The organism is Lyngbya sp. CCAP 1446/10, assembly GCF_026130175.1.
Lineage (GTDB): Bacteria > Cyanobacteriota > Cyanobacteriia > Cyanobacteriales > Microcoleaceae > Microcoleus.
Genome location: NZ_JAIGNI010000068.1, coordinates 1 through 23,022 on the forward strand (window position 1 = coordinate 1; position 23,022 = coordinate 23,022).

Below are 23,022 nucleotides of genomic sequence, written 5' to 3' on the forward strand. Positions count from 1 at the left end.
GAGGGGGAGAGGGGGAGAGGGGGAGAGTCAAACTCCAAGTAATTCGCTTATTCCTTCTTCCTCTTTCCTTCTTCCTTCTTCCTTCTTCCTTCTTCCTTCGATGTTCGATCGCACTATCCATGCTAAAACAACGGATGGAGAAATTGATTGGATTGATGCGTTTCAACAGCTAGCCAGCTTGGGTATCAAACGCTTGGCAATTCTGGGCGGGGGAAAACTGGTAGCGTCTGTGGTCGCTGCGGGCTTGGTTGACGAACTTTGGCTGACGGTGTGCCCGTTAATTTTGGGCGGAGTGGATGCGCCAACTCCGGTTGAGGGAAAGGGTTTTTTGGCGGATGTGGCTCCGAAATTAGAGCTTTTGGCGGTTAAACAGGTGGGACAAGAGGTGTTTTTGCATTATAGAGTTGGGGCGGGCTAGAAGCCCACCCCACAACAGAAGTGGCACAGGCATCTTGCCTGTGGCGGGCTAGAAGCCCACCCCACAACAGAAGTGGCACAGGCATCTTGCCTGTGGCCAATAATTACACAAGCAGGAGAGATTGTATTAACTTAAATGAAGTTCGATCGCTCTACGCACAAATCTCCCTATGCTGCAACAGCCAAAGACTCAACAATATTCTGTAGCCTGGATTAGCAAAATAGGCGAAATCCCGCAAGCGTCGTGGGATGCCTTGGCGATGCCCCTAAAAACTCCTTTTATGGAATGGGATTGGCTAAACAATCTCGAAATCTCCGGTAGCGCGACAGGTAAAAACGGTTGGCTACCACATCACTTGACAGTCTGGCGAGACAAACAGTTGATTGCTTGTGCGCCGCTTTATGTCAAAAGCCACAGCTACGGCGAATTTGTATTTGACAATCAGTGGGCCGATTTAGCTCAACGTTTGGGTGTACAATATTATCCGAAGTTGATGGGAATGACACCGTTTACTCCCGCTGAAGGCTATCGGTTTTTGATTGCGCCGGGGGAAGATGAGGATGAGTTAACAGGAATAATGGTAAGCGCGATCGACCATTTTTGCGATCGCCATAATATCTCCGGTTGCAATTTCCTGTATGTCGATCCGGCATGGCGCGAAAGAATGGAACGCCACGGTTTCAGCACTTGGATGCACCATAGCTATATTTGGCAAAATCAAGGCTATCAAAATTTTGACGGTTATTTAGGCGCTTTTAATGCTAACCAGCGCCGCAATATCAAACGCGAACGCAAGGCTGTTGACAAAGCTGGTTTGTTGCTGAAAACTCTGACGGGTGATGAAATTCCCCAACCGATGTTTGGTCAAATGTATGCTTTTTATGAGAATACTTGCGATAAGTTTGGTTGGTGGGGTAGCAAGTATCTGACTAAGCAATTTTTTGAACAGTTGCACCATAATTATCGCGATCGCGTTTTGTTTGTCGCCGCCTACGATAAGGAAGATGATAGACAGCCTGTGGGTATGTCTTTTTGTTTGTATAAGGGCGATCGACTTTACGGGCGTTATTGGGGCAGTTTGCAGGAAATTGACTGCTTACACTTCGATGCTTGTTACTATACACCGATCGAATGGGCGATCGATCGCGGCATCCAAACCTTCGATCCGGGTGCGGGCGGGCGGCACAAAAAACGGCGCGGTTTTCCAGCGATGCCTAACTACAGTTTGCACAGATTTTACAACAACCGTCTCGCGCAAATTCTGAAGTCTTATATTGGTCAAATCAATGAAAGGGAACAGGAGGAAATTGATTTAGTTAATCAGGATTTGCCTTTTAATCAGGAAGATTCTTGAGAATTGGGAATTGGGAATTGGGAATTGGGAATTGGGAATTGGGAATTGGGAATTGGGAATTGGTTCCCAGGCTCTATCTGGGAACCAGTTAATTTCATCGGTAGGGAAACGGCACTGCCGTGTCCTCTATTTCTCTATTTCATCCGGTAGGGAATTAGACATTAAACATTAGACATTGGATATCGTTAAGAGTAATAACCAATGACTAATAACCAATGACCAATGACCAATGACCAATGACCAATGACTAATGACCAATGACTAATGACTAATTCAAAAATACTCTCCCATCTTCTTGAATTTCCAGCGATTTTGTATCAGCGCCCAAATCAGTTGTTGCGCCAAAACTCACCTGCAACATTCCCCGCATCGCCGTGGCTTGCGGGCGAACCAGTAGCAATCCGCCGTCTGGACGCTGGTAAGTGAGGGTGATTGGCACTTTGATGTTTTTGAGCACAATTTCCGATTGTTCGCCCAGAGTGCGCGGTGGGGTAACGCCTACGATTTGATAATTGATGAGGGCATTAGTAGTATTCACCAGTTTAATTACTACCGTGCCTTCTACGGGCGTAACTCGCGCACCGGGCAGCGGGAAGCGCGGAGGCGCGTCTGTTGTCGGTTTTGAGGGCATCTCGTTGGGGCTGGGACTTACAGTAGGCATCGGTTCGCTGACGGGCTTTCCTGCGGGAGTAGCAGCGGGTTGGGAAACGGGTTTTCCTTGTTGGGGCGGGGGGCCGCCTGCTTGGGAAAGTGTCGCGAGACTGACGAGTAAACCCCCGCAGGTGGCGGCTAACAAGCTGATTTTTTTGAACGGTGGATGGTGGCGAAACATAAATAACTCCTCACAAGTTCGATCGAGATTTTCTAACAAATAGCATGGTAATCTATACCGGAAATGAATTTTAATAGCTGGGTTTGGGCGTGAGGTAGAAAGAATAAGGGTTTGAGGGATAGATTTTTTGGATGTACCGCAGAGCACGCAGAGGAAGAGGGGAAGAGAGAGATTTAGAGGCGAATTTCTGCTGATTTGTGGGCGGGGATGGTGACGGTAACAACGGTTCCTCGATCGACTTGGCTGTCAATGCGGATTTGGCCGCGATGATTTTCGACAATGGCTTTGGAGATAGCTAATCCTAAACCGGAACCGGCGGCGCTGCGGTGGGTGCGGGCGGGATCGGCGCGGTAAAATCGATCGAACAAATGCGGTAATGCTTCCGGGGAAATCCCCATGCCGGTGTCTGTGACTTTGATTTGCAGTCCAGAATTGAGCGCGGACGCATTTCTTTTGTTTTTAGTTGCAAGCTGCAATTGTACTTGAATTTCGCCACCCGATGGTGTGTACTGCACGGCGTTGCTGACAAGATTGGTAAACAGTCGCGCTAGTTGATCCCAGTCGCCCAAGACGGTAAAGTTATCATCAGCGTTTGGTCGATCGACTATTTCCAAACAAAGAGAGAGATTTTGGGTAAGGGCGATCGCCAGTTGTTCTTCAATTACCTCCATCAACAAAGCATCCAGAGGTACATCAACCCACTGCTGCTGCACGATTCCGCTGTCTTGTCTGGCCAAAAACAGCAAATCGTCAACCAACCGCCCCAAACGGCGCGTCAGGCGTTCGATAACCTGTAGCTGTTGGTGTTGCTGCGGTTCGATATCCGGTTCCGCCAAAGCGACTTGGACGTTAAGTTGAATAGTGGCGATCGGATTTCTGAGTTCGTGGGAAGCATCGGCGGTAAACTGTTTAAGACGACTGTAGGATTCTCGGACAGGTGCGATCGCCAATCCCGACAACAGCCAACCAATAGCCGCCACACAAATTAGAGTTAAACCAGCCCCCAAAATCAAATCGAGAATTAATTGTCGAATCGGTTTTGTCACTTCAAACCAAGGATGACTGACTCGCAAATATCCCAAAACTTGGCGACCGATTTCCACACGCTGCGTCACTTGTCTGAGAGAATTGTTTTGATCGGACTGCAACTTATTGTTAATTACCCAAACGGTTTCGCCAGTGCGCTTAGCGTTGATCGGAATATTCAGCGGTTCCGACAAAGTAGACCACAGCAACTCGCCCGTAGGACTGAACCATTCTAAATCAATGTGGTCATCTTCCACAGCATCACTGCTATCTCGAAAACTAGCTTTAATGTTCACTTGCGACTTAGTTTTATTTCCCGCAGTCGGGGAAGTTAGCGGTTCGATCACGAGAGTGCGCTCAACTATTTCCGCCACGTGATTAAGAGTGTCGTCAATGCGATCGATCAAAGTATTGCGAACGTAGAAATAGAAACCAGTCGCAAATACAAGTAACAACACAGCAGTAACAGCAGTGTACCAAATAGCAAGGCGGCGGCGGGTAGTCTGAAACATATTGCGTGCGAAGGAAGAAGGAAGAAGGAAGAAGGAAGAAGGAAGAAGGAAGAAGGAAAAAAAGAGCTAGATTATCTTCAAACGATGCTGAACTAATAACCATTAAGTAACTATTAACGAACCATTCACAACTATAACGTTCTTCTCTTCTTCTCTTCTTCTCTTTCTTAGTGTCCTAACGCTTACGCGCCGCTTCGCGTACTGCGTCTTCGCGGTTCGTTCAAAAAAAAGCCTGGTTCGCAAATTATCCCAAAAAATCTCTAACAACTTTCCATTATTAATACTTCAGACAGATGTGGAGATAGCTGTTAGTCTGGTAGGGTACTGGCTAAACTTTTTAGGTAAACGACTGTGAATAGATTTTTATTCCGATTCGGGATCGGCTTATTAATGGCATTTTTTGGGGCAATCACCTATTTTACCAGTAACGTACAAAATCCCGTAACTGGAGAGAAACAGCGAGTGCAGCTTTCTCCCCGCCAAGAGGTAGTTTTGGGATTGGAGGCGCGAGACAAAATGGCGGCTCAATACGGCGGGCTTTATCCTAGCCAAACACTTCAGCAGTATGTCGAGAGAGTAGGAGAAAAAGTTGTCAACGGTTCGGAGGCGAAAAAAGCGGGTTATCCGTTTGAATTCCACCTGCTGCGAGACCCCAAAACTGTTAATGCTTTTGCTCTCCCAGGGGGACAAGTTTTTATTACCGCCGGACTGCTGCGGCGCTTGAATTCTGAGGCTCAATTGGCCGCTGTACTGGGGCACGAGAGCGGTCACGTTGTGGGACGACACGCTGCGGAACACCTTGCAAAACAGCAACTTGGCAGGTCTTTGGTGACGGCGGTTGGAGTGGCTGCTAGCGACGATCGCGGTAACGGACAACAGGCTGCATTAATTGCTCAAGCTGTCAATCAAGTTGTGGGTTTGCGCTACGGTAGAGCAGATGAACTTGAGAGCGATCGGCTCGGTTTTCGGTTTATGACGGAGGCGGGTTACGATCCTAAAGGTATTGTTGAGGTGATGCAAATTCTCGGTGCTGCTAGGAATGGCGAAGCGCCGCCGGAGTTTTTGAGCTCTCACCCGAATCCTGAAAATCGAGTTCAAAAGTTGCAAGCTTTAATCGCGCAAAATTACCCTAACGGCGTTCCAGCTAATTTGGTGTCTGGACGCGAAGAGTTTGCTAAGAATGTGTCAGGCGGTTAGTTGCTGATTGCAAAGTCGGACAAGGGATGGCGCTGAATAAGGGCGATCGGACAATTGGAAGGTTGAAAATAATGGTTTTATCTTCGATAATTAAAGGAAATTCAACCCGTAGTTTGTTAGTTTGGTAGGGGCTTAAACTCCTGTCTCATAGCTCGGATTCGGTTAAATCCGACAGTTGATTCTCAATGCTTCGGACAGTTTTTTACACCCTCTGTAAGCTGATTGCGAGCCAGCCCTCGCATTTTTAATGTATTTGGCGTTGCTGATTTACGGTATGAAAGGCTAAATATGTAATTCATAAAAACCAGCATCTACAAAGCTTCTGGATTTTAAAATTATTTATTTCATACCCTGATTAAGCAACGCCATAAAATGAAGCAGTGAGTTAGATGGCATTTTCTTAAAAATTTGTTTTTATAGTTCAAAATTAAAATATTAATACCATAAAATACCCCTTAAGTCAAGCTTCATAAAAGAACTTTAGTTAATTAAATTTTAAAATTACTTTGCTTACTAACTCTTTTTTGTTATTAATTTGTCATAACTACTCTAGAAGAGCCAGAAAAATTACCTGGCTCTCAATGTCTAAAATGTATAGCACTGATGGTTAGCAGAGTGCTATGATTACACAAATTAAGGTAAAAAAGCCTTAAGAAGTTTGACTTATTCACAGCCAAGGCAGAAGGCTCACACTATGGTCAGAAATCGGCGACAATTCTTGCAATATATGGTGACTGGGACAGCGGGAAGCCTTGCTATTGGGTTACTTTTTCCCACAGCGGGACAAAGCGAAGAAAAAGTTGACTTAGAAAACCTTTGTTCTGCATTTCCCTACAATTCCCAGTGTGAAAATTATCTGCCGGGAGTAAGGGCAGAAGATAGTGAGGAAAAACCTATTGAGGTTTCTGCATTCCTTCCTAACGCAAAAGCGGGGATTCCTGTACTGGTGAAAGGATTGCCAAAAGTTGCTTATTTGGTGATTAATGAGGGGCCGAAGATTGCGGAATATGGTATTAATCCTGTGTGTACGCATTTAGGGTGTACTGTGGAGTGGAAAACAGAGCGATCGCGCTTTGAATGTCCCTGTCATGGTTCTCAGTTCGACGCTCAAGGTCGAGTTATTAAAGGCCCTGCTAAGCGTTCCCTACCGCTGGTGACAGTAGTGGTGAAGCAAAATCAAATCCGTTTAGTGGCTCGCAAACCTGCGATCGATCCGCGCTCAACCATTAAAGATTAAAAAATTGGTAATTGCTCAACTACCCCCCCTCTCCTGAAACTGCCTCAAGCGAGACAGTTTCAGATTGTGAATTTTCAGCAAAAAGCTTCTTCTTAAATAAAATCAACGAGAAAATCAGGGTATGAAATAAATAATTTCAAAATCCAGAAGCTTTGTAGACACTGGTTTTTATGAATTGCATATTTAGCCTTTCATACCGTAAATCAGCAACACCTATTTTTGAAAGTTAAGACTAAATTTAAACGACGAATTTCTAAAGTCCTCTTAAAGAGGACTTTAGCTATGAGACAGGGGTTTTCAACCCCTGTCGGACTCTCGGAACGATCGACAGATTTTCATCAAACCCACTTTCACAAGAGCGAAAAAAGTTCCTCAACCAATCGCCAACCCTCAAAAATATCAAGTCTAAAATCTTAAAAATTAATTTAAAATATTAGTCTCAAACCTAAAATCTCAAATTTAAAATCGGTTAACCGAACTAACCGAGTGAGGAAATCCGCTTGACACCGCGTGCGTATTTAATGACAAAATAGATGAATAAAACTGGTTTAAATTAAAGGACGACAGTTATCAATGGCAATTAAAGACCAGCCCCAACCCCCTCGTTTTCGGCTAATTAGCAATGTCTTGTTATTGCTATCAAGTTTGTTTGTGCTAGCAAACATCTTTTTGCCCAATTTATTCGGGCCACAAATTCCGCAAGTACCTTACAGCTTGTTCGTGCATCAGGTTCAAGAACAAGATGTGGTGAGAGCTTCGGTAGGGCAAAATGAAATTCGCTACCAACTCAAAGGCGAAGGCGACACACCCGGTCAAGTGCTGTCAACTACGCCAATTTTTGACCTGGATCTGCCTAAACTTTTGCAAGAAAAAGGCGTTGAATTTGCGGCAACTCCCCCTTCTAAAAATGGCTGGATCGGCAGTGTTTTGAGTTGGGTGATTCCGCCGCTGATTTTTGTGGCAATATTTCAATTTTTCATGAACAGGCAGGGTGGCGGGCCGCAGGGTGCGCTGTCGATCGGCAAAAGTAAGGCTAAGGTCTACGTCGAAGGCGAATCAGCGAAGATTACTTTTGCTGACGTAGCAGGAGTAGAAGAGGCTAAAACTGAATTAGTCGAAGTTGTGGAATTCCTGAAAACTCCCGACAAATTTACGGCAATTGGCGCGCGAATTCCGAAGGGCGTGCTGTTAGTCGGGCCTCCGGGAACTGGGAAAACTCTGTTAGCAAAGGCGGTGGCTGGTGAAGCGGGCGTACCGTTTTTTAGCATCTCCGGTTCGGAGTTTGTGGAACTGTTTGTAGGTGTCGGTTCTGCGAGAGTTAGAGATTTATTCGAGCAGGCGAAAAAACAGGCTCCTTGTATTATTTTCATTGATGAGTTGGATGCGATCGGCAAATCTCGCAGCACCGGCGGTATGTACGGCGGTAATGACGAACGCGAACAAACTCTGAATCAATTGTTAACTGAAATGGACGGTTTTGCTGCGGGCAATACTACGGTAATTGTGCTGGCTGCAACTAACCGCCCGGAAAGTTTGGATGCTGCTTTGTTGCGTCCTGGTCGTTTCGATCGCCAAGTTTTGGTCGATCGCCCGGATTTATCTGGCCGCGAAGCAATTTTGAACATTCACTCTCAAACGGTGAAGTTGGGCCCGGATATTGATTTGAAGGCGATCGCCACTCGCACCCCCGGTTTTTCGGGCGCAGATTTGGCAAATTTGGTCAATGAAGCTGCCTTGCTAGCGGCGCGTAACAAGCGCCTCGCTGTGGCACAGGAAGACTTTTTAGAGGCGTTTGAGCGCGTTGTGGCTGGCTTGGAAAAGAAGAGCCGAGTGCTCAACGAAAAAGAGAAAAAGATTGTGGCTTACCACGAAGTCGGACACGCGATGGTTGGGGCTTTGATGACGGGCGGTGGCGAAGTGGCGAAAATCTCGATCGTGCCGCGCGGTATGGCTGCATTGGGTTACACGTTGCAGTTACCGACTGAAGACCGTTTCTTGTTGGATGAGTCGGAGTTGCGCGGTCAGATTGCTACACTGCTAGGAGGGCGATCGGCTGAAGAAGTGGTCTTCGGTAGCATCACCACCGGCGCTTCTAACGACTTGCAAAAGGCGACAGATTTAGCCGAGAGAATGGTGACAACTTACGGTATGAGTAAGGTTTTGGGGCCTCTAGCTTACGATCGCTCTCAACAATCTTTCCTCGGCGATGGTATGGGAAATGCCCGCCGCGCTGTCAGTGCCCAAACTGCTGAGGCGATCGACCAAGAAGTCAAAGAAATTGTGGAAACCGCGCACACACAAGCTTTGGATATTCTGAAAGCTAATCGGGAATTGTTGGAAACAATTACCTCGCAACTGTTGGAAACTGAGGTGATTGAAGGTGAAAAACTGCACGAATTCCTGACTCAAGTCAAGCCTGTAGATAAGGTAGTGGCTTGAGTTTAAAAGGGTTTAATTAAACCGCAGATGAACGCAGATGAACGCAGATGAACGCAATATCATCTGCGTTTTTTGATTGACTACGCCAAGATTTATAATAAGTTCAACTATAAAGATTGTGGTCTGGGTCTAGCCAAACAATATAAAAAATATTTTCACTAAAAAATCCATGCACCCTACCGTATTCATTAGCAGATATTTGAAACTGGTAGGGGATATTTACTAGCATAGCTTCATTGGGAATCCCAAAACCATTAGGCTCAGTTGTATCTTGCCATGCTATGCCATGACAGCGCAGGCTTTTACTCTGATTATTAATGATTTCTTGAGAGTTCAATTGTGATAAATCCCGTAACCTTCTCAAAAGAGACGCTAGATATCTAGAATCTCGGCCAGCTAGTGAAAATTTATCTTTGTCATCCTGATAATATCTGAAAGAAAAACTAACTCCTTCCGGTATTTTTACATCTTGACGTTTGATACTAGATAAGGATGGCTGGCGGCGTATATCTGCCTTTTTAGGTTTCTTCGATGACACGGGTTTTGTAAAATTTTTTCATTGATTCCTTAGAAATAATAGCATGAGAGGGTTCATCTCTTGGCAAGTTACCTCTCGCTTTAATCCAAGGGTCTTCGCGACGCACCATCAATTCCAACTCATAGGCGTCGCAAAAGAAATACTCATCGGATAACTCGTCCAAAAACTCTTGTACGTCTTCTGGAAGCTCTGGTTTTTCGACTTCTTTGAGAATTGGCTTAAACCCAAATTCTTCTTTGTATTCGTAAAATAAAGCCGGGATAGTCGGCCCGTGCACCCAGGCTTCAAAATCTTCATCAAAAAGTGGTTTATCTTCAAAGGCTAGATACCATGCTTGGGCATAAAACAATAGTTTTTGTAGCTTGTGGTTGCTGAGGTAGGAGCCTACGTCATTGGCAAACCAAATATAGTAATCTGCTAGTTGGGATGCTGTTGTTATTGTAGTTATTGTGGTCATACAATTCGAGTCAATATGTTTTGGATTCTATGATATCATAAATTACAGTATGATGAGTGAATATCCCATAGTAAAATTTTCACATAAACCATGACTATCGATCTACAGATTTTTCAAACAGTCGTCAAGATGCCAGAATCTCTAAAACAAGAGATTTTGCATTATGCAAAATATTTACTTGAGAAACACGCAAAAACTGAATCATCTCCAGAACAACTTGAACAACCTCATGGTTATGGTAGTTGGGCTGGTCAAATCGTTATGTCTGATGATTTCGATCAACCGCTGGAAGATTTAAAGGAATATATGTAACATGGAATTCCTTTTAGATACTCATGCTTTTCTGTGGTACTTACTTGGCGATTCCAATCTAGGTAGTAAAGCGAAAGAAGCGATTGATACTAAAACAAATTTGTATTTTAGTATTGCCAGCCTTTGGGAAATTTCGATTAAAATTAATGTCGGTAAACTTCAACTGAATAGACCATTTGAAGACATTCCCCAAGAATTGCAATACATTAACGCTCAAATTCTACCAATTACATTTGAAGATACTGAGATTTACACGGGTCTTTCTCTGCATCACCGAGACCCTTTTGATCGGATTTTAGTAGCACAGACGATAAATCATTCGCTGGTTTTGATTAGTCGGGATGAAGCTTTTGATGCTTATCCAATTCAGCGGGTTTGGTGATGAATAAGGTGATTTTTTTATCAGTAAGCCTACCAACAAAAAAGAATACCCAAATACCTAATTTCTTGAAAAAGTCGGTATTTGGGTATTCGGTTTAATTATCGAATCTTAAACTACTTGCACTTGTTTTTCGGCAATAGAAGCTATCAGCGCTTTTTGCTGCGCTTGTTGAGCTTCGTCAGCTAAAAACTCGGCTAATTGTTCTTCGATTTCATCCCGCACAATTTGACGGTATTCTAGGAAGTGCTCGTTGTGAGCGCACACTGTTAAATAGTGATCCCAAACCGCCGGATTGCGTCTGATAATGCTGAACAAATGATGCCAGAACTTCCACCGAGTTGAACGCTTGACTCCTTGTCGCCAAACTACAGTTAGCAGTGCTCGCAAGTCGATCCAACTGGGGATTCTTGAAGGTATATCTGCTGTAGGTGCACCCAACATCAAGAAGTGGCGGTAGGTGCGGTCTAAGTATTTCTCAGCATCGTACACATCAGAAAATGCTTGGACATATTCCCTGGCGATATCTTCTAGTGGCCGCGTGGGAATGAAGTTCATCAATGTAGTCTGATTCAGGTTGCCGGATTTGTCGCGCAATCTGCCTTCTTTTGCTAGTCTGTGGGACAATGCAGTATGAGGCAAAGCTTGCAACATTCCAAAGGTTGTACTCGGAATTGCTGCTGCTTCGGCGAAGTTGACAATGCGTTGGCCTGCACCTGCTTTTTCGCCGTCGAATCCGATGATGAATCCAGCCATGACTCGCAAGCCGGATTTGGCAATTAATTCTACGGATTCTATCAGAGAATTGCGGGTGTTTTGGAATTTCTTGGTCATTTGCAGGCTTTCTTCGTCGGGGGTTTCAATTCCCAGGAAGACTGCATTGAAATGACACTTCACCATCATATCCATCAATTCTTGGTCTTCCGCTAAATCGATGGATGCTTCTGTGTTGAAGTTGAAAGGGAATTTGTGTTCTATTTGCCAAACTTCTAACTCTTTTAGCAACAGTTTGACATTGCGTTTGTTGCCGATAAAGTTGTCGTCTACCATGAACACGCCGCGCCGCCAACCTAGGTTGTAGAGACAGTCTAGTTCTGCGATTAATTGTTCGGGGTTTTTGGTGCGGGGTTTGCGACCGTAGAGGACGATGATATCGCAGAATTCGCACTGGAAGGGACAACCTCGCGAAAATTGAATTGACATCGAATCGTAGCAGTCTAATTCGAGCAAGTCGAAGCGGGGAACCGGGGTTGTGGTAACATCGGGTTTTACGCCGTCCGATCGATATATTCCACTTTTTTCACCGCGCCCGATTGCTTCGACGAACATGGGTAGGGTGATTTCGCCTTCGTCGAGAATCAGGTAATCGATGCCCGCTGCTTGGGGTTCTTCGGGTACGGAGGTTGGATAAGGGCCGCCGCAGGCTACGGATTTACCGCGCCGTTTGGCTTCGCGGATGATGTCTAGCAAGTCTTCTTTTTGGACAATCATTGCGGACAGAATAACGAGCTCTGCCCATTCCCATTCTGCTTCGGTGATTTGTCGGATGTTACGATCGACTAACTTAAATTCCCATTCTTGGGGTAGAATAGCTGCTACTGTTACCAAACCCAGCGGTGGAAGCAGCACTTGGCGATCGACTAATTCTAGGATTTTCTCGTAAGACCAAAATGTTTTCGGGAACAGGGGGTAAACTAGAAGAACTCGCATATTATGTTAAACCTCACATCAGTAAACAACTTGCGATCGGGCTGGCGGGGCGTGAGAGTTCGATCGACTCTCAAGACTTAATTTTAAGGCTAAAATTACGATCTGGCGCGCGATCGACTATCCGGCGAGGGGCGATACCCCCTAACACGAAGATAATCGGCGCAATTTAATAAATTTGCAGTCTCTTGTCAAAGCCCGCAAATGCTGATATCTTATCGTATTTCATAGTTGATTGACGATAATCGCATTTAAACAGCATGGGAATCAGGCAAAAAAGAATTTGAAACAGTAGACTTGAATTACAAAAATAATTAGGGACGATGCTCTGAGCAACGTCCCACAATCTTTCTTGTGGGATGGGCTTTGAGCATCGTCCGATTATTGGTGCGGAGTGTACGCGCTACTTTGCATTTTTATCGGGAATCCCGCTAGTTCTTAACATATCAGCAACTGTGGCGCAATAACTCGGCAGTCCAACGCTTTCGGGATTGACAAGATTTTGATAGGTAAAATGGCGGTAGCTGATACAAAATCTGTCCCAAGCAGCCATCTGAATTCGGAACAGCCAGATAAAGAAATCGGCTAGCCAAGCTGACAGAGTGATCCGAAAAAATATCTGTTTATGCAAATATTTGCAAGCTTGTTCGACAACTTGGTTCGCGGTAATCGCCGGATTTCCTAGCACAAAATGTCGCGTCTCCTCAGAAGCTGGGGGATGTTCTACTAAGTAATTAACGACTGTGGCAATATCTGCGCCGTGGATGAAGTGAAAGCTGCCATCTGCCTTAAACCAGCGAATCAAACCTATCCATTTGGCGACAAGTGGCAAACCGGATGATAGGTGAGAAACGGGTTTTTCTGCATCTCCTCCCAATACTAAGGTTGGGTAAAGTGCGGTAATCGGAGGCACATTTGTCAAGGTCGATAATTGCGTCATGCAATCGTATTTGGATCGAACATAATCTGTTCCCAGTTCCCCGGCTTCTTTGAGCAAGTTGTTGTCTCTACCGAGGATGCTGGCTGTTGAAAAGTATATTACTTGTTGGCAAGTCTGGGGCGAAAGTAGTTGAATTAGGCGCAGGGTTTTGGTGACGTTGACATCAAAAACTTCTTGGGTTCCTCCCCAAGCTGTGGCGGCTAAAATTGCTACGTCTATTGTTTGCAGGAGTTCGGCATGGCGATCGATATCTTTCATGTCGCCTTGTATGATATTGATGCCGGGGCGAGCTTTCCAGTCAAATTTTAGCTTGTCTGGGTTGCGAACTAATAGGTAAAGTTCGTGGTTTGTCTGTTGAATCAAGGTTTCGGCCATGTAGTGACCGATACAGCCACTTGCACCCGTCACAAAAATTTTTTTGGGGTTCATTTTGTCGGAGGGGAAGAGGGGAGAAATGAGGGTTTTTGATGGTAGGGAAACGGCACTGCCGTGTCCTCTTTCCACGGTAGGGAAACGGCACTGCCGTGTCCTCTTTCTTACAAATATTGTGTGTTGTTTCCACAAATATTGTGTGTTGTTGGCCCGGAAGGAGACGGCAATGCCGTTTCCCTACGAATATTGTGTGTTGTTGGCACGGAAGGAGACGGCAATGCCGTTTCCCTACAAATATTGTGTGTTTTGTCCACAAATATTGTGTGTTGTTGGCCCGGAAGGAGACGGCAATGCCGTTTCCCTACAAATATTGTGTGTTTTGTCCACAAATATATATGTGTTGTTGGCACGGAAGGAGACGGCAATGCCGTGTCCCTACGAATATTGTGTGTTGTTTCGACGGTAGGGAGACGGCATTGCCGTGTCCCTACGAATATCGCAATCAAATCACAATTTAAGCAGTAACTGCGAGCAATTTGTCGGCTTGTTTGGCGGTTTCAAAGAAGAAACGCACGTTGTCTTCGGGGGTTCCCGGTAATACGCCGTGTCCTAAGTTGAGGATGTGTCCGCGCGGGCCCGCTTTGCGAATTGTATCAAGAATTCGATCGCGAATAAACCCATGAGAACCAAACAATACGCCGGGATCGAGATTTCCCTGAACGTTCATGTTGGGGCCCAAACGTTGGCGGGCGTCGGCCATGTCAACTGTCCAATCGACGCTGATGATATCCGCGCCGGATTTTGTCATCCGTTCGAGGAGGCCGCCACTACCGCTGACTAACAGAATTAGCGGGGTGTCGGGATGGGTTTTTTTGACTTGATCGAATACCTGTTTTTGGTATGGTAGGGCGAATGTTTCGTAGTCTTGGGGGGACATTTGGCCGGCCCAGGAGTCGAACATTTGTACTACTTGCGCGCCGCAGTCGATTTGGTAGCGCATATAAACTGCGATCGCATCGGCGAATTTCGACAGCAACTGATGCAGTAAAGTTGGATCGGAAAATGCCATGTTTTTGATGATGGCATAATATTTAGAACCTTTACCCTCAACGGCATAGGCCGCCAGCGTCCAAGGCGCGCCGACAAAACCGAGCACGGTGGATTTGTTGCCTACTTCCGCGCGCAGGGATTGGAGGATTGTTTTGATAAAAGGCAAACTTTCTTCCGGGTTCAGCGGTTGGAGGTTGTCGATTTGTTCTTGAGTGCGGATGGGTTCGTGGATAATCGGGCCTTTGCCTTCGGCGATGTCCATGTCGATGCCCAAACCGGGCATTGGGGTGACGATATCGGAAAACAGAATTACGCCGTCGGGTTGAAACGCGCGCCACGGCTGAAGGGAAACTTCGATCGCAACTTCGGGAATTTCAGAACGTTCGCGAAACGAGGGATACTTTTCTCGCAAATCTCGATAGGCCTTCATGTAGCGACCGGCTTGGCGCATCATCCACACGGGCGGGCGGTCTAGGGTTTCGCCGCGGGCTGCCCGCAACAGTAAGGGAACTTCGTTTAATACCGACATTTTAACTTTTCTCTGACTTAGATATTTCAATGCCTTTGGTAGCTTACCATTGTGCGATCGTCCTTTTTGACAAAAAATTCATCTGTCGGCGGGGAGGGAGATGAGGCAATCGCCTGAGTTCGATAGCAACCTTCTGGCACGTTAACAGTTGACAGTTGACAGTTGACAGTTGACAGTGAAGTTTTTAGGCTGGGCTTAAATCCCCTGTCTAAAAACAATCCACCTAAAGGTGGGGGCTTAAATCCCCTGTGCTTTGGTCAAGGCATCCTTAATAGCTGAAACTATTGCTAAGGAATGAATTTTCACCTCGACCCTTCTGTTACAATGACAATCGAAACTAACAGAATGCGCGACGCCGACATCAAGCAGACAAAGCATCTAGCACTCTTTGCAGCAGCAAAGCGCCAAAAATCAGGACGGCAAAATAAAAATATGTTTTTTGACAATTGGTTTGAATTGATTCGGATTTTGACGATCGGCGTTTCCGCTTACGTCGTGCTGATTTTTTTGCTGCGAGTCTCCGGCAAGCGAACTCTGTCGAAGTGGAATGCCTTCGATTTCATCGTTACCATCGCGCTCGGTTCGACGCTGGCGACTATCGTCATGTCAAAAGACGTTTCCTTCGTCGAGGGCGTTGTCGCCCTCGGCTTACTCATCGGGCTGCAATTCATCGTCACGTGGCTTGCCGTGCGGGTAAAGTGGGTAAAAAATCTGATCAAAGCCGAACCTACTATGCTGCTCAACCAAGGCCAATTTCTGCCTGTGGCGATGCGGCAGCAGCGCGTGAGTGAATCGGAAATTCGGGCGGCGATTCGGGGGACGGGCTGCGCGTCGATCGAAGAAATCGAAGCAGTCGTGCTGGAAACCGACGGCAGCATGAGCGTTGTCAAAAAATCTCCGAACAATTCGCGATCGGCTCTCCAAGATGTAGCTTAGTCGATCGGCACCAGCTATTGTCTGTCATTGCGAGGCCCGTTAGCGTAGCGATCCGAAGGAAAGCAATTGCGGGATCTGTTTTGTATGGAAACTAATTGAATGGAAACTAATATTTTGCAGCGCTTGTGGTATCCCAGAGGTTAACTCCCCACTGGCTGGGTAAACTAATTGAATAGAAACAACAAAAAAGGTGGCTGTCAGCCGCCTTTTTCTTTTATCTACCCATCCTTAAGATATAATGAAGAAAGTTCTAGAAGGCAAAGTAGTGCTAGGAAGTTCTTTATGCAAACAATCCTATTAAGCCACGAAGAAGTCGCAAAGCTTGCGAAGCAACTTTATGAAAGCACCATCCGTGAAAAAGTAGAGTCAGAAAACAATATTGGTAAAATGGTGATTATCGACATTGAGACAGGTGAGTATGAAGTTGACAAAAATGGCTTGCAAGCAGCGCGGAACCTCAGCAAAAAGCATCCAAACCCTAGGCTTTTTGGTATCCGAATCGGATACAATGTTGCGGCTTCCCTAGGCGGTGTTATGGAGCGTGTTAGCAAGTGATTTCTGGTATTGTAAATGACGGACACCCCACTGTTGCTGTGCAATTTCGTTTCCCAAATCGTCCAGACTTATCTATCGAGTTTGTAGTAGACACAGGATTTACAGATCAACATCGTCTTCAATTTGCCGATCCCAGACTTGTTGGTGATACTCTATCAGCCAAGCCTTTAGTTCGGATAGTTCCTTAACTGACAAGTTCATAATTGCTGTTTCAAGTTCTTTAACACTCATAGATTTTGCCACATCATTAATATTATTAATATACCAATAATCCTGAACGTATGAGTAGTCAGAAACCGGGTTTTTGTGAAAATACTTCCATAGTCGCGGTGTTTGGGGCGGGTTTTTGAGATGGTTGGTTTGACTCATTGATGGTTTGTAAAACCCGCCCCAACGAAACAAACGAAATTACCTAGTCACACACACTCCGCCTACAGATACGCGACATTGATCTCGACTTGGATCGAACCTGCTATCATCATTAGAGCGATCGAATCTACCATCATCATTCCTCGCCGAATCTAAATTCCTAGTCCGCGAATTGTAATAATAGTCTCCCTGCGGATACTGGCGAGTCGGTACAGCACAATACGTCCCGTCCCTGTCGGCATCATCAAATTTTACTCTTACCATAGTACGTCTGAGGCGACAGTCGATCGGGTTCAAGCCAAAATCATCCCGCAAAATCCGTTCTCCATCATAGCCACGGCTGTCTCGGCCCCTGTCGTTTCTGTCATCGCGCCTATTGCTAGTCCGTCTGTCGCCACCATCAATTCCCGCAACTTCCACCGTGTAGTTACCGCCCCTCGCAGCATCTTTCGCCAACACCAAAAGCTTGTAATCACCGCTGCGGGGAATTTGATAGTTAAAAGAACGGTCTTGCGTAAAAGCGACTTGTTTGTTGTTTCCGTAAAATAGTACCATCACGGGAGTAAAACCGCGACTTCTATCTGTATCTAAAAAAACTTCAATGTTGTCGCCTTCCCGCGCGCTGAAAGTATATTCTTGACCCCGCAATTCTTCCGTCGGATTTCCCGGTGTCCACATATTTCTGAAACGGTAAATCGGGGAAGTGCGGCGGATTACTCCATTTATGCGATCGTTATTTTGTATCTGTTCAGCAACTGCATTTGATGGAATCGCCGTAAGTGCCAATCCTGTAACTAGCACAGCGGCAGCAATACTGTTTAACAAGTTGTGTTTTTTCATGTCAACCTCTGGAAAGTTATAAAATTTTTTTGCATTCTTGTCGCGGACATTTGCATACACAATCCATTTTAAATGTAATTTCTGCCCACCGTCTCAACCATTAGTCTCAACTTTCGTTATTTTGGGGTGCGTCAGGGCTGATTTTTTTAACCGCAGACTAATAATTTTTCCCATGACGCACCCTACAAACTTATAGACGTTGATGCAGCTTTTAAAGTTGCGATGTATCCCCACAAATCAGCAATCCCGATTCACCGTCGATACTCGCCTCAATTCCCATCGGTAAAGCAGCGTTAACCCCTTCGTGGCCAAATGGCAAATCCGAGACAATCGGAATATTTAGGTTTAAAAGCCGATCGCGCAAAACCTCATCAATGCTAAAACTAAGACTATCCGGGCCAACCTCGCAGCGACTAAAGCGCCCCAAAGCAATCCCCCGCACCCCCGCAAAAGCCCCCGCCATCCGCCACTGAGTCAGCATCCGATCGACCCTGTAAGGAGCCTCGGAAACATCCTCAAATGCGAGAATAACACCCGTCAAATCCGGTTGATACGGGGTTCCGAGCAAATGAGTAGCCACCGTCAGATTCGCCGGAAACAACCGCCCCGAAGCCTTGCAACCAGCCCATCCCTTACCTTGCAAAGATTGTAAGGGACGGCCTTCGATATAGTCAAAAAGTCGATCGACAGACCAATCCGGTTCCGCGCCCAAAGTTGTCAGCATCGGCCCGTGAACGCCCCAAATGCCTAATTTATCGTTATTCCACAGCAAAGCCGTAATGTCAGAAAAGCCGATTAACCATTTCGGCGCATGGGAATCGGGAGTAGGAAACCCGGAATTTGCCCAATCGCCCACTTTGCCTTTTTCCAAAAGTCGAGTGCTGCCGAAACCGCCTCTAGCACACAGAATACCGCGACAATCCGGGTCACTGAGGGCATCTGCAAGCTGTAGGACTCTGTTTTCGTCGGAGCCGGCCAAGTAGCCAGTGCGATCGGCAAAACCGGGTGTTAATTCAATGCGATAGCCGCGGGATTTCCAAATTTCCAAACCGCGTTCAAAGTTAATCAATTCTCGAAGCGCGCCGCTAGGTGCAATTACCCTCAGCAAATCTCCCGGTTGTAGCCATTTCATATTACTTATTATCTGTTCTTCGAGTCCGCGGAGGCGGACATTGTTTGTGTAGCCCCGAATTCCATTCGGCGGGTTTCTTATTCGAGGTTTCTTCGAGGTTTCTTCGAGGTTGCTTCGAGGTTTCTTCGAGTCCGCGGAGGCGGACATTGTTTGTGTAGCCCCGAATTCCATTCGGCGGGTTTCTTATTCGAGGTTTCTTCGAGTCCGCGGAGGCGGACATTGTTTGTGTAGCCCCGAATTCCATTCGGCGGGTTTCTTATTCGAGGTTTCTTATTCGAGGTTTCTTATTCGAGGTTTCTTCGAGGTTTCTTCGAGGTTTCTTCGAGGTTTCTTCGAGTCCGCGGAGGCGGACATTGTTTGTGTAGCCCCGAATTCCATTCGGCGGGTTTCTTCTTCGAGGTTTCTTCGAGGTTTCTTCGAGGTTTCTTCGAGGTTTCTTCGAGGTTTCTTCGAGGTTTCTTCGAGGTTTCTTCGAGGTTTCTTCGAGTCCGCGGAGGCGGACATTGTTTGTGTAGCCCCGAATTCCATTCGGCGGGTTTCTTATTCTTCGGCGGGTTGATTCGGCAGGTTTTTACATTTAATATCTACCTTTAACACCTACGGCAAAGTCAAAATTTCCACCCCAGAATCAGTCACAGCCAGAGTGTGTTCAAATTGAGCCGAAAGCTTTTTATCCTTAGTGATAGCAGTCCAACCATCGGCCAAAATTTCCACATCCCAAGTTCCCTCATTAATCATCGGCTCGATCGTAAAAACCATGCCTTGTCTGAGCTTCTTTCCCGTCCCCCGCTTGCCATAATGCAAAATTTCCGGTTCAGTGTGAAAAACGCGATGCACGCCGTGTCCCGCAAAATTTCGCACTACTGAAAAACCCTGGGCTTCTGCATATTCTTGAATTGCTGCACCGATGTCTCCAGTACGAGCACCGGGCTTAACTTCCGCAATTCCTCTTCTCAGACATTCCTCAGTTACTTCAACTAACCTTTTAGCTATAGGTGAAGGTTCCCCAACAAAGAAAGTCTTAGAAGTATCGCCATGATAGCCATCAACTAAAGGCGTTACATCAATGTTAATAATGTCACCTTTTCTGAGAATTTGTTTCGCATTCGGGATGCCGTGACAGACAACTTCATTGACACTAGCGCACAGAGATTTCGGAAATCCTTTATAACCTAGCGGAGCACTTGTTGCGCCGTGCGCTAAAGTCCAACGTTCGGCTTCGTCGTTAATTGCCAGAGTGCTGACACCTGGTTTGATCATTGGTTCGAGATGCAGCAGAAGCTGAGCTGCTAAGCGGCCAGCTTGACGCATTTTTTCCACTTCTCTGCTCGATAAAAGCACTAAACGTTCAGTTGCCATAGTTTTTTTTCTGGTCTTTTGTTGTGGTTAATTAAGAGTTTATTTAACTCAATTTTAGAATAGATTTGAACCAGCTTTCAAAAAGATCGCCGGCAGCTTCTAAGTTGTATTCTACCTCTGCTTGTCGCCGGCAAGCGCTGCGGTCAATTTTGTCTAAACGGTCGATCGCACTTACCAACCCATTTACACTGTCAGGCTCCACTAAAAAGCCCGTCAGCCCGTCTCGAACAATTTCCGCCGGGCCCCCGCGCTCATAGGAAATCACGGGCACACCGCACGCTAAAGCCTCGATCGCGACATTTCCAAAAGCTTCCACCCAACGCGATGTCATCAACAATGCTCGGCACTGACGGACTTGCTCTTGCATTTTGGTTGTTGTCAGAAACCCTAAATATTCTACCGGAGCATCCGGGTAATCTGCACAAATTCTTTGCCAATAATCCTCATCCTGCATTTTGCCCATAATTTTCAGGGGAATGCCTGTAATTTTCGCGGCCGCCACTGCATCTTCTAAGCCTTTTTCCGGGGCGATGCGGCCTAGCCAAGCTAATTTTGGTTCCGGTTGGCTGCAAAATTCGTACAGCGATAAATCGATGCCACCGCTTCCCACTAACTGACACTCGCTACCAAAGGCAAAGGTTTGGGCTTGGGTAAGGGTGCAAACTCCCAGCGTACCCGGAAATTTGGTGGCGATTTGTCCGGCGATGCGATCGAGCGATCGCGAAAGTGAGCCCATACTGATAAAATGTGCGATCGGAGTATTAAAAAATGGTGTTAAATAAAATGGCAGCCAATCGTAGGCAAAGTTAACAATCAGATCCCATTCATCCTGAACATGGCGAGCATATTCCCACATATTCGCCAGCACAGAATCGGCCGGCATCACAATCGGATCGTGGTAGTCTTGTGTTTGGGCAGTTACTTGCAAATCGCCCGTGATTCCGACGACTGGAATTGATTCTAAAACTGAACCTGTCGGTGCTACCACTGTGATTTTATGGCCTCGACGCTGCAATTCTTTAGCAGTGTTGAGCACTGTAAGTTCAACTCCGCCACCCAACCCAGAACCGAGTTGACCGACAGAAGTTGATAGAAACAATAATTTTAAAGAGTTATTAATCATTCGTTATTAGTCATTAGTCATTAGTCATTAGTCACTTATTTTAGCATATTATCAATAATCATAAAGTTTTCGTCGATCGATATAATAATTTTCCGATTGCAGTGCAAGCGTCCACACTCGTAATTAGTAATCACAATAAAACGTTATCATAATTTTCCGATGACCAATGACCAATGACCAATGACCAATGACCAATGCCCAATTCCCAATTCCCAATTCCCAATTCCCAATTCCCAATTCCCAATTCCCAATGCCCAATTACCCAATTCCCAATAACTAATCATCCCTCCCAGAGCGCGGATGAATGCGATTCAACTGATTAATAGCCCAGCGAGCAGTCTCCTGAACTTCTGCATCTGGATCATCCGTCGCACGGTGCAACAAGTAACTGATTTGATTCACCAATTCGTAAATCCGTGTCAAATCGCGAATCGCATTTTTCCGCACTTCCGGGTTTTCATTTTGCAAGGAAATTGACCAGGCATTATTCATGGGTTTGAGCGTGCGAATGCCAATTTCCGAAAGACTTGCCAGAATTAAACTGTACTGCTTAGAGTCAGAATTTCCTAGTAAATCCAGCAACGGCTCAACTGCTCTGGAATCTCCCTGCTGGCCGAGTTCCCAAATTGCTTTGCGCCTTTTTGCCGGATTTAAGTGCTGCAAATCTTCAATCAGTGCTTCAATAATATCAACTTTAGGTCTGCCATCTGTTTCTGGATGGGAAATATCTTTCTTCCGACTCGCTAGCGAATCGGCTCGATTAGCTGTTTCGGGAATATTGAAACCTGTGTCGCTGTAGCCGTTATTCTGAGTTTCCAAGGGCCAAGTGTCGGAATTAATTCGATCGCCCTCTACCCCCGCATCCTCCGATTCTAGTTCCCCAGATTCTAGGATAAACGGTAAAGGCAGATCAGTGTTTTCGACATTGTAGCCCTTGGGGAAATTCACAGGGTAGGGCAATGCTGGTAGCGGTTTTAGTCCCCCAGAAGAAACCTGTTGCTCTCGTGTTTCCCGCAAGTTTGTCTGCTGAGCATCGGGATTGGTGAATCGAGGGTTTCTTTGGTTTTGGCGATCGCCTCGAACCCGTCTTCGATTAGAATTATTTGACTCGCCACTGCTAACCAATTTCAGCATGATAAATACTGCCGCTGCCGTGACGACAACTGCGGCCAAACCCAACACTAACAATCCCCGCTGGTGCGACAAAATGACAATTATCTTGGAAATTGGTTTTGGGATTTTGGAATTGGATTTTGGCGGTTGGGACGGCTTAGATTTGTTTTTATTGGGCGCTGGAGAGGGTTTTTGGGGATTGGAGTCCTGACTAGAGTCCGGGGGAGAGTCCGCCTGAGCAATTTCTTGAGAAACAACCTGGTAGGAAGCATTGACAATCTGTTGCCTTCCGTCCG

The 23,022-nt window shown here is 46.0% G+C and carries 23 protein-coding genes; 10 read left to right on the plus strand and 13 right to left on the minus strand.

Annotated elements, in window-relative coordinates:
• Positions 1 to 100 precede the first annotated feature (100 nt).
• Both K4039_RS22790 and K4039_RS22795 read left to right on the plus strand, forming a co-directional pair.
• Positions 101 to 418, plus strand: coding sequence for a dihydrofolate reductase family protein (locus K4039_RS22790; RefSeq protein WP_321161645.1), 318 nt, complete (start codon positions 101 to 103; stop codon positions 416 to 418).
• A 169-nt stretch (positions 419 to 587) separates the two neighbouring features.
• Positions 588 to 1,772, plus strand: coding sequence for a GNAT family N-acetyltransferase (locus K4039_RS22795; RefSeq protein ID WP_265238801.1), 1,185 nt, complete (start codon positions 588 to 590; stop codon positions 1,770 to 1,772).
• Positions 1,773 to 2,040: 268 nt separating this feature from the next.
• Here the strand turns inward: K4039_RS22795 and K4039_RS22800 are convergent, their stop codons facing one another.
• Both K4039_RS22800 and K4039_RS22805 read right to left on the minus strand, forming a co-directional pair.
• Entirely contained in the window at positions 2,041 to 2,604 is a 564-nt protein-coding gene (locus tag K4039_RS22800; protein WP_265238802.1) for a hypothetical protein, read from the minus strand.
• Between the two features lie 173 nt (positions 2,605 to 2,777).
• Positions 2,778 to 4,142 (minus strand): cell wall metabolism sensor histidine kinase WalK, encoded by a 1,365-nt coding sequence (locus K4039_RS22805; protein WP_265238803.1) that lies wholly within the window; start codon positions 4,140 to 4,142, stop codon positions 2,778 to 2,780.
• Positions 4,143 to 4,493: 351 nt separating this feature from the next.
• Between K4039_RS22805 and K4039_RS22810 the strand changes: the two genes are divergently transcribed.
• The 3 genes from K4039_RS22810 (at position 4,494) to ftsH4 (ending at position 9,015) form a co-directional block, all read left to right on the plus strand.
• On the plus strand, positions 4,494 to 5,339 hold the full coding sequence (locus K4039_RS22810) for a M48 family metalloprotease (RefSeq protein ID WP_265238804.1): 846 nt from the start codon (positions 4,494 to 4,496) through the stop codon (positions 5,337 to 5,339).
• Positions 5,340 to 6,033: 694 nt separating this feature from the next.
• Positions 6,034 to 6,576, plus strand: a complete 543-nt coding sequence (locus tag K4039_RS22815; RefSeq protein WP_265238805.1) for a Rieske 2Fe-2S domain-containing protein — start codon at positions 6,034 to 6,036, stop codon at positions 6,574 to 6,576.
• A gap of 573 nt (positions 6,577 to 7,149) precedes the next feature.
• Complete coding sequence (ftsH4, locus tag K4039_RS22820; protein WP_265238806.1) at positions 7,150 to 9,015, plus strand: ATP-dependent zinc metalloprotease FtsH4; 1,866 nt, start codon at positions 7,150 to 7,152, stop codon at positions 9,013 to 9,015.
• A 103-nt stretch (positions 9,016 to 9,118) separates the two neighbouring features.
• Here the strand turns inward: ftsH4 and K4039_RS22825 are convergent, their stop codons facing one another.
• Entirely contained in the window at positions 9,119 to 9,553 is a 435-nt protein-coding gene (locus K4039_RS22825; protein WP_265238807.1) for a hypothetical protein, read from the minus strand.
• Positions 9,534 to 10,010, minus strand: coding sequence for a Panacea domain-containing protein (locus tag K4039_RS22830; protein WP_265238808.1), 477 nt, complete (start codon positions 10,008 to 10,010; stop codon positions 9,534 to 9,536). The genes K4039_RS22825 and K4039_RS22830 overlap by 20 nt, the downstream gene beginning before the upstream one ends.
• Before the next feature lie 90 nt (positions 10,011 to 10,100).
• Here K4039_RS22830 and K4039_RS22835 point away from each other — a divergent pair, with 90 nt between their 5' ends.
• Together K4039_RS22835 and K4039_RS22840 are read left to right on the plus strand one after the other, a co-directional pair.
• Positions 10,101 to 10,322: a DUF2281 domain-containing protein gene (locus K4039_RS22835; RefSeq protein WP_265238809.1), complete on the plus strand. Its 222-nt coding sequence runs from the start codon at positions 10,101 to 10,103 to the stop codon at positions 10,320 to 10,322.
• 1 nt (position 10,323) lies between these two features.
• The gene (locus K4039_RS22840; protein ID WP_265238810.1) at positions 10,324 to 10,704 is read left to right on the plus strand and encodes a type II toxin-antitoxin system VapC family toxin; all 381 of its coding nucleotides are present in this window, start codon (positions 10,324 to 10,326) and stop codon (positions 10,702 to 10,704) included.
• Positions 10,705 to 10,812: 108 nt separating this feature from the next.
• Here K4039_RS22840 and K4039_RS22845 read toward each other — a convergent pair whose 3' ends face one another.
• From K4039_RS22845 to hemE, 3 genes are all read right to left on the minus strand, one after another.
• Positions 10,813 to 12,411, minus strand: coding sequence for a B12-binding domain-containing radical SAM protein (locus K4039_RS22845; RefSeq protein WP_265238811.1), 1,599 nt, complete (start codon positions 12,409 to 12,411; stop codon positions 10,813 to 10,815).
• 400 nt (positions 12,412 to 12,811) lie between these two features.
• Positions 12,812 to 13,777 carry an NAD(P)-dependent oxidoreductase gene (locus tag K4039_RS22850; RefSeq protein WP_265238812.1) on the minus strand — a complete coding sequence of 322 codons (966 nt, stop codon included), beginning with the start codon at positions 13,775 to 13,777 and terminating at the stop codon, positions 12,812 to 12,814.
• 457 nt (positions 13,778 to 14,234) lie between these two features.
• Positions 14,235 to 15,299: a uroporphyrinogen decarboxylase gene (gene hemE / locus K4039_RS22855; RefSeq protein WP_265238813.1), complete on the minus strand. Its 1,065-nt coding sequence runs from the start codon at positions 15,297 to 15,299 to the stop codon at positions 14,235 to 14,237.
• A 294-nt stretch (positions 15,300 to 15,593) separates the two neighbouring features.
• On the opposite strand from hemE, the gene K4039_RS22860 reads away from it, so the two are divergent.
• Entirely contained in the window at positions 15,594 to 16,235 is a 642-nt protein-coding gene (locus K4039_RS22860) for a DUF421 domain-containing protein (RefSeq protein ID WP_265238814.1), read from the plus strand.
• Positions 16,236 to 16,403: 168 nt separating this feature from the next.
• Positions 16,404 to 16,790: a hypothetical protein gene (locus tag K4039_RS22865; RefSeq protein ID WP_375339823.1), complete on the plus strand. Its 387-nt coding sequence runs from the start codon at positions 16,404 to 16,406 to the stop codon at positions 16,788 to 16,790.
• Between the two features lie 99 nt (positions 16,791 to 16,889).
• Here K4039_RS22865 and K4039_RS22870 read toward each other — a convergent pair whose 3' ends face one another.
• From K4039_RS22870 to K4039_RS22895, 6 genes are all read right to left on the minus strand, one after another.
• Positions 16,890 to 17,159, minus strand: a complete 270-nt coding sequence (locus tag K4039_RS22870; RefSeq protein ID WP_265238815.1) for a hypothetical protein — start codon at positions 17,157 to 17,159, stop codon at positions 16,890 to 16,892.
• A gap of 39 nt (positions 17,160 to 17,198) precedes the next feature.
• Positions 17,199 to 17,999 carry a hypothetical protein gene (locus tag K4039_RS22875; protein ID WP_265238816.1) on the minus strand — a complete coding sequence of 267 codons (801 nt, stop codon included), beginning with the start codon at positions 17,997 to 17,999 and terminating at the stop codon, positions 17,199 to 17,201.
• Positions 18,000 to 18,210: 211 nt separating this feature from the next.
• Complete coding sequence (locus K4039_RS22880) at positions 18,211 to 19,131, minus strand: LD-carboxypeptidase (protein WP_375339824.1); 921 nt, start codon at positions 19,129 to 19,131, stop codon at positions 18,211 to 18,213.
• Between the two features lie 597 nt (positions 19,132 to 19,728).
• On the minus strand, positions 19,729 to 20,490 hold the full coding sequence (map, locus tag K4039_RS22885; RefSeq protein ID WP_265238817.1) for a type I methionyl aminopeptidase: 762 nt from the start codon (positions 20,488 to 20,490) through the stop codon (positions 19,729 to 19,731).
• A 43-nt stretch (positions 20,491 to 20,533) separates the two neighbouring features.
• Positions 20,534 to 21,613, minus strand: coding sequence for a glycosyltransferase family 4 protein (locus K4039_RS22890; protein WP_265238818.1), 1,080 nt, complete (start codon positions 21,611 to 21,613; stop codon positions 20,534 to 20,536).
• Between the two features lie 276 nt (positions 21,614 to 21,889).
• Positions 21,890 to 22,747 carry a HEAT repeat domain-containing protein gene (locus K4039_RS22895; protein WP_265238819.1) on the minus strand — a complete coding sequence of 286 codons (858 nt, stop codon included), beginning with the start codon at positions 22,745 to 22,747 and terminating at the stop codon, positions 21,890 to 21,892.
• Between K4039_RS22895 and K4039_RS22900 the strand changes: the two genes are divergently transcribed.
• Positions 22,746 to 22,937, plus strand: coding sequence for a hypothetical protein (locus K4039_RS22900; protein WP_265238820.1), 192 nt, complete (start codon positions 22,746 to 22,748; stop codon positions 22,935 to 22,937). The two genes, K4039_RS22895 and K4039_RS22900, sit on opposite strands and share 2 nt — an antisense overlap.
• The last annotated feature ends 85 nt before the right edge of the window (positions 22,938 to 23,022 follow it).

Coding starts and splice junctions, on each gene's coding strand:
- K4039_RS22790 (WP_321161645.1), top strand. CDS start 101: ATGTTCGATCGCACTATCCATGCTAAAACAACGGATGGAGAAATTGAT.
- K4039_RS22795 (WP_265238801.1), top strand. CDS start 588: ATGCTGCAACAGCCAAAGACTCAACAATATTCTGTAGCCTGGATTAGC.
- K4039_RS22800 (WP_265238802.1), bottom strand. CDS start 2,604: ATGTTTCGCCACCATCCACCGTTCAAAAAAATCAGCTTGTTAGCCGCC.
- K4039_RS22805 (WP_265238803.1), bottom strand. CDS start 4,142: ATGTTTCAGACTACCCGCCGCCGCCTTGCTATTTGGTACACTGCTGTT.
- K4039_RS22815 (WP_265238805.1), top strand. CDS start 6,034: ATGGTCAGAAATCGGCGACAATTCTTGCAATATATGGTGACTGGGACA.
- ftsH4 (WP_265238806.1), top strand. CDS start 7,150: ATGGCAATTAAAGACCAGCCCCAACCCCCTCGTTTTCGGCTAATTAGC.
- K4039_RS22830 (WP_265238808.1), bottom strand. CDS start 10,010: ATGACCACAATAACTACAATAACAACAGCATCCCAACTAGCAGATTAC.
- K4039_RS22835 (WP_265238809.1), top strand. CDS start 10,101: ATGACTATCGATCTACAGATTTTTCAAACAGTCGTCAAGATGCCAGAA.
- K4039_RS22840 (WP_265238810.1), top strand. CDS start 10,324: ATGGAATTCCTTTTAGATACTCATGCTTTTCTGTGGTACTTACTTGGC.
- K4039_RS22845 (WP_265238811.1), bottom strand. CDS start 12,411: ATGCGAGTTCTTCTAGTTTACCCCCTGTTCCCGAAAACATTTTGGTCT.
- K4039_RS22850 (WP_265238812.1), bottom strand. CDS start 13,777: ATGAACCCCAAAAAAATTTTTGTGACGGGTGCAAGTGGCTGTATCGGT.
- hemE (WP_265238813.1), bottom strand. CDS start 15,299: ATGTCGGTATTAAACGAAGTTCCCTTACTGTTGCGGGCAGCCCGCGGC.
- K4039_RS22860 (WP_265238814.1), top strand. CDS start 15,594: ATGAATTTTCACCTCGACCCTTCTGTTACAATGACAATCGAAACTAAC.
- K4039_RS22870 (WP_265238815.1), bottom strand. CDS start 17,159: ATGAGTCAAACCAACCATCTCAAAAACCCGCCCCAAACACCGCGACTA.
- K4039_RS22875 (WP_265238816.1), bottom strand. CDS start 17,999: ATGAAAAAACACAACTTGTTAAACAGTATTGCTGCCGCTGTGCTAGTT.
- K4039_RS22880 (WP_375339824.1), bottom strand. CDS start 19,131: ATGAAATGGCTACAACCGGGAGATTTGCTGAGGGTAATTGCACCTAGC.
- map (WP_265238817.1), bottom strand. CDS start 20,490: ATGGCAACTGAACGTTTAGTGCTTTTATCGAGCAGAGAAGTGGAAAAA.
- K4039_RS22890 (WP_265238818.1), bottom strand. CDS start 21,613: ATGATTAATAACTCTTTAAAATTATTGTTTCTATCAACTTCTGTCGGT.
- K4039_RS22900 (WP_265238820.1), top strand. CDS start 22,746: ATGATAAATACTGCCGCTGCCGTGACGACAACTGCGGCCAAACCCAAC.
- K4039_RS22895 (WP_265238819.1), bottom strand. CDS start 22,747: ATGCTGAAATTGGTTAGCAGTGGCGAGTCAAATAATTCTAATCGAAGA.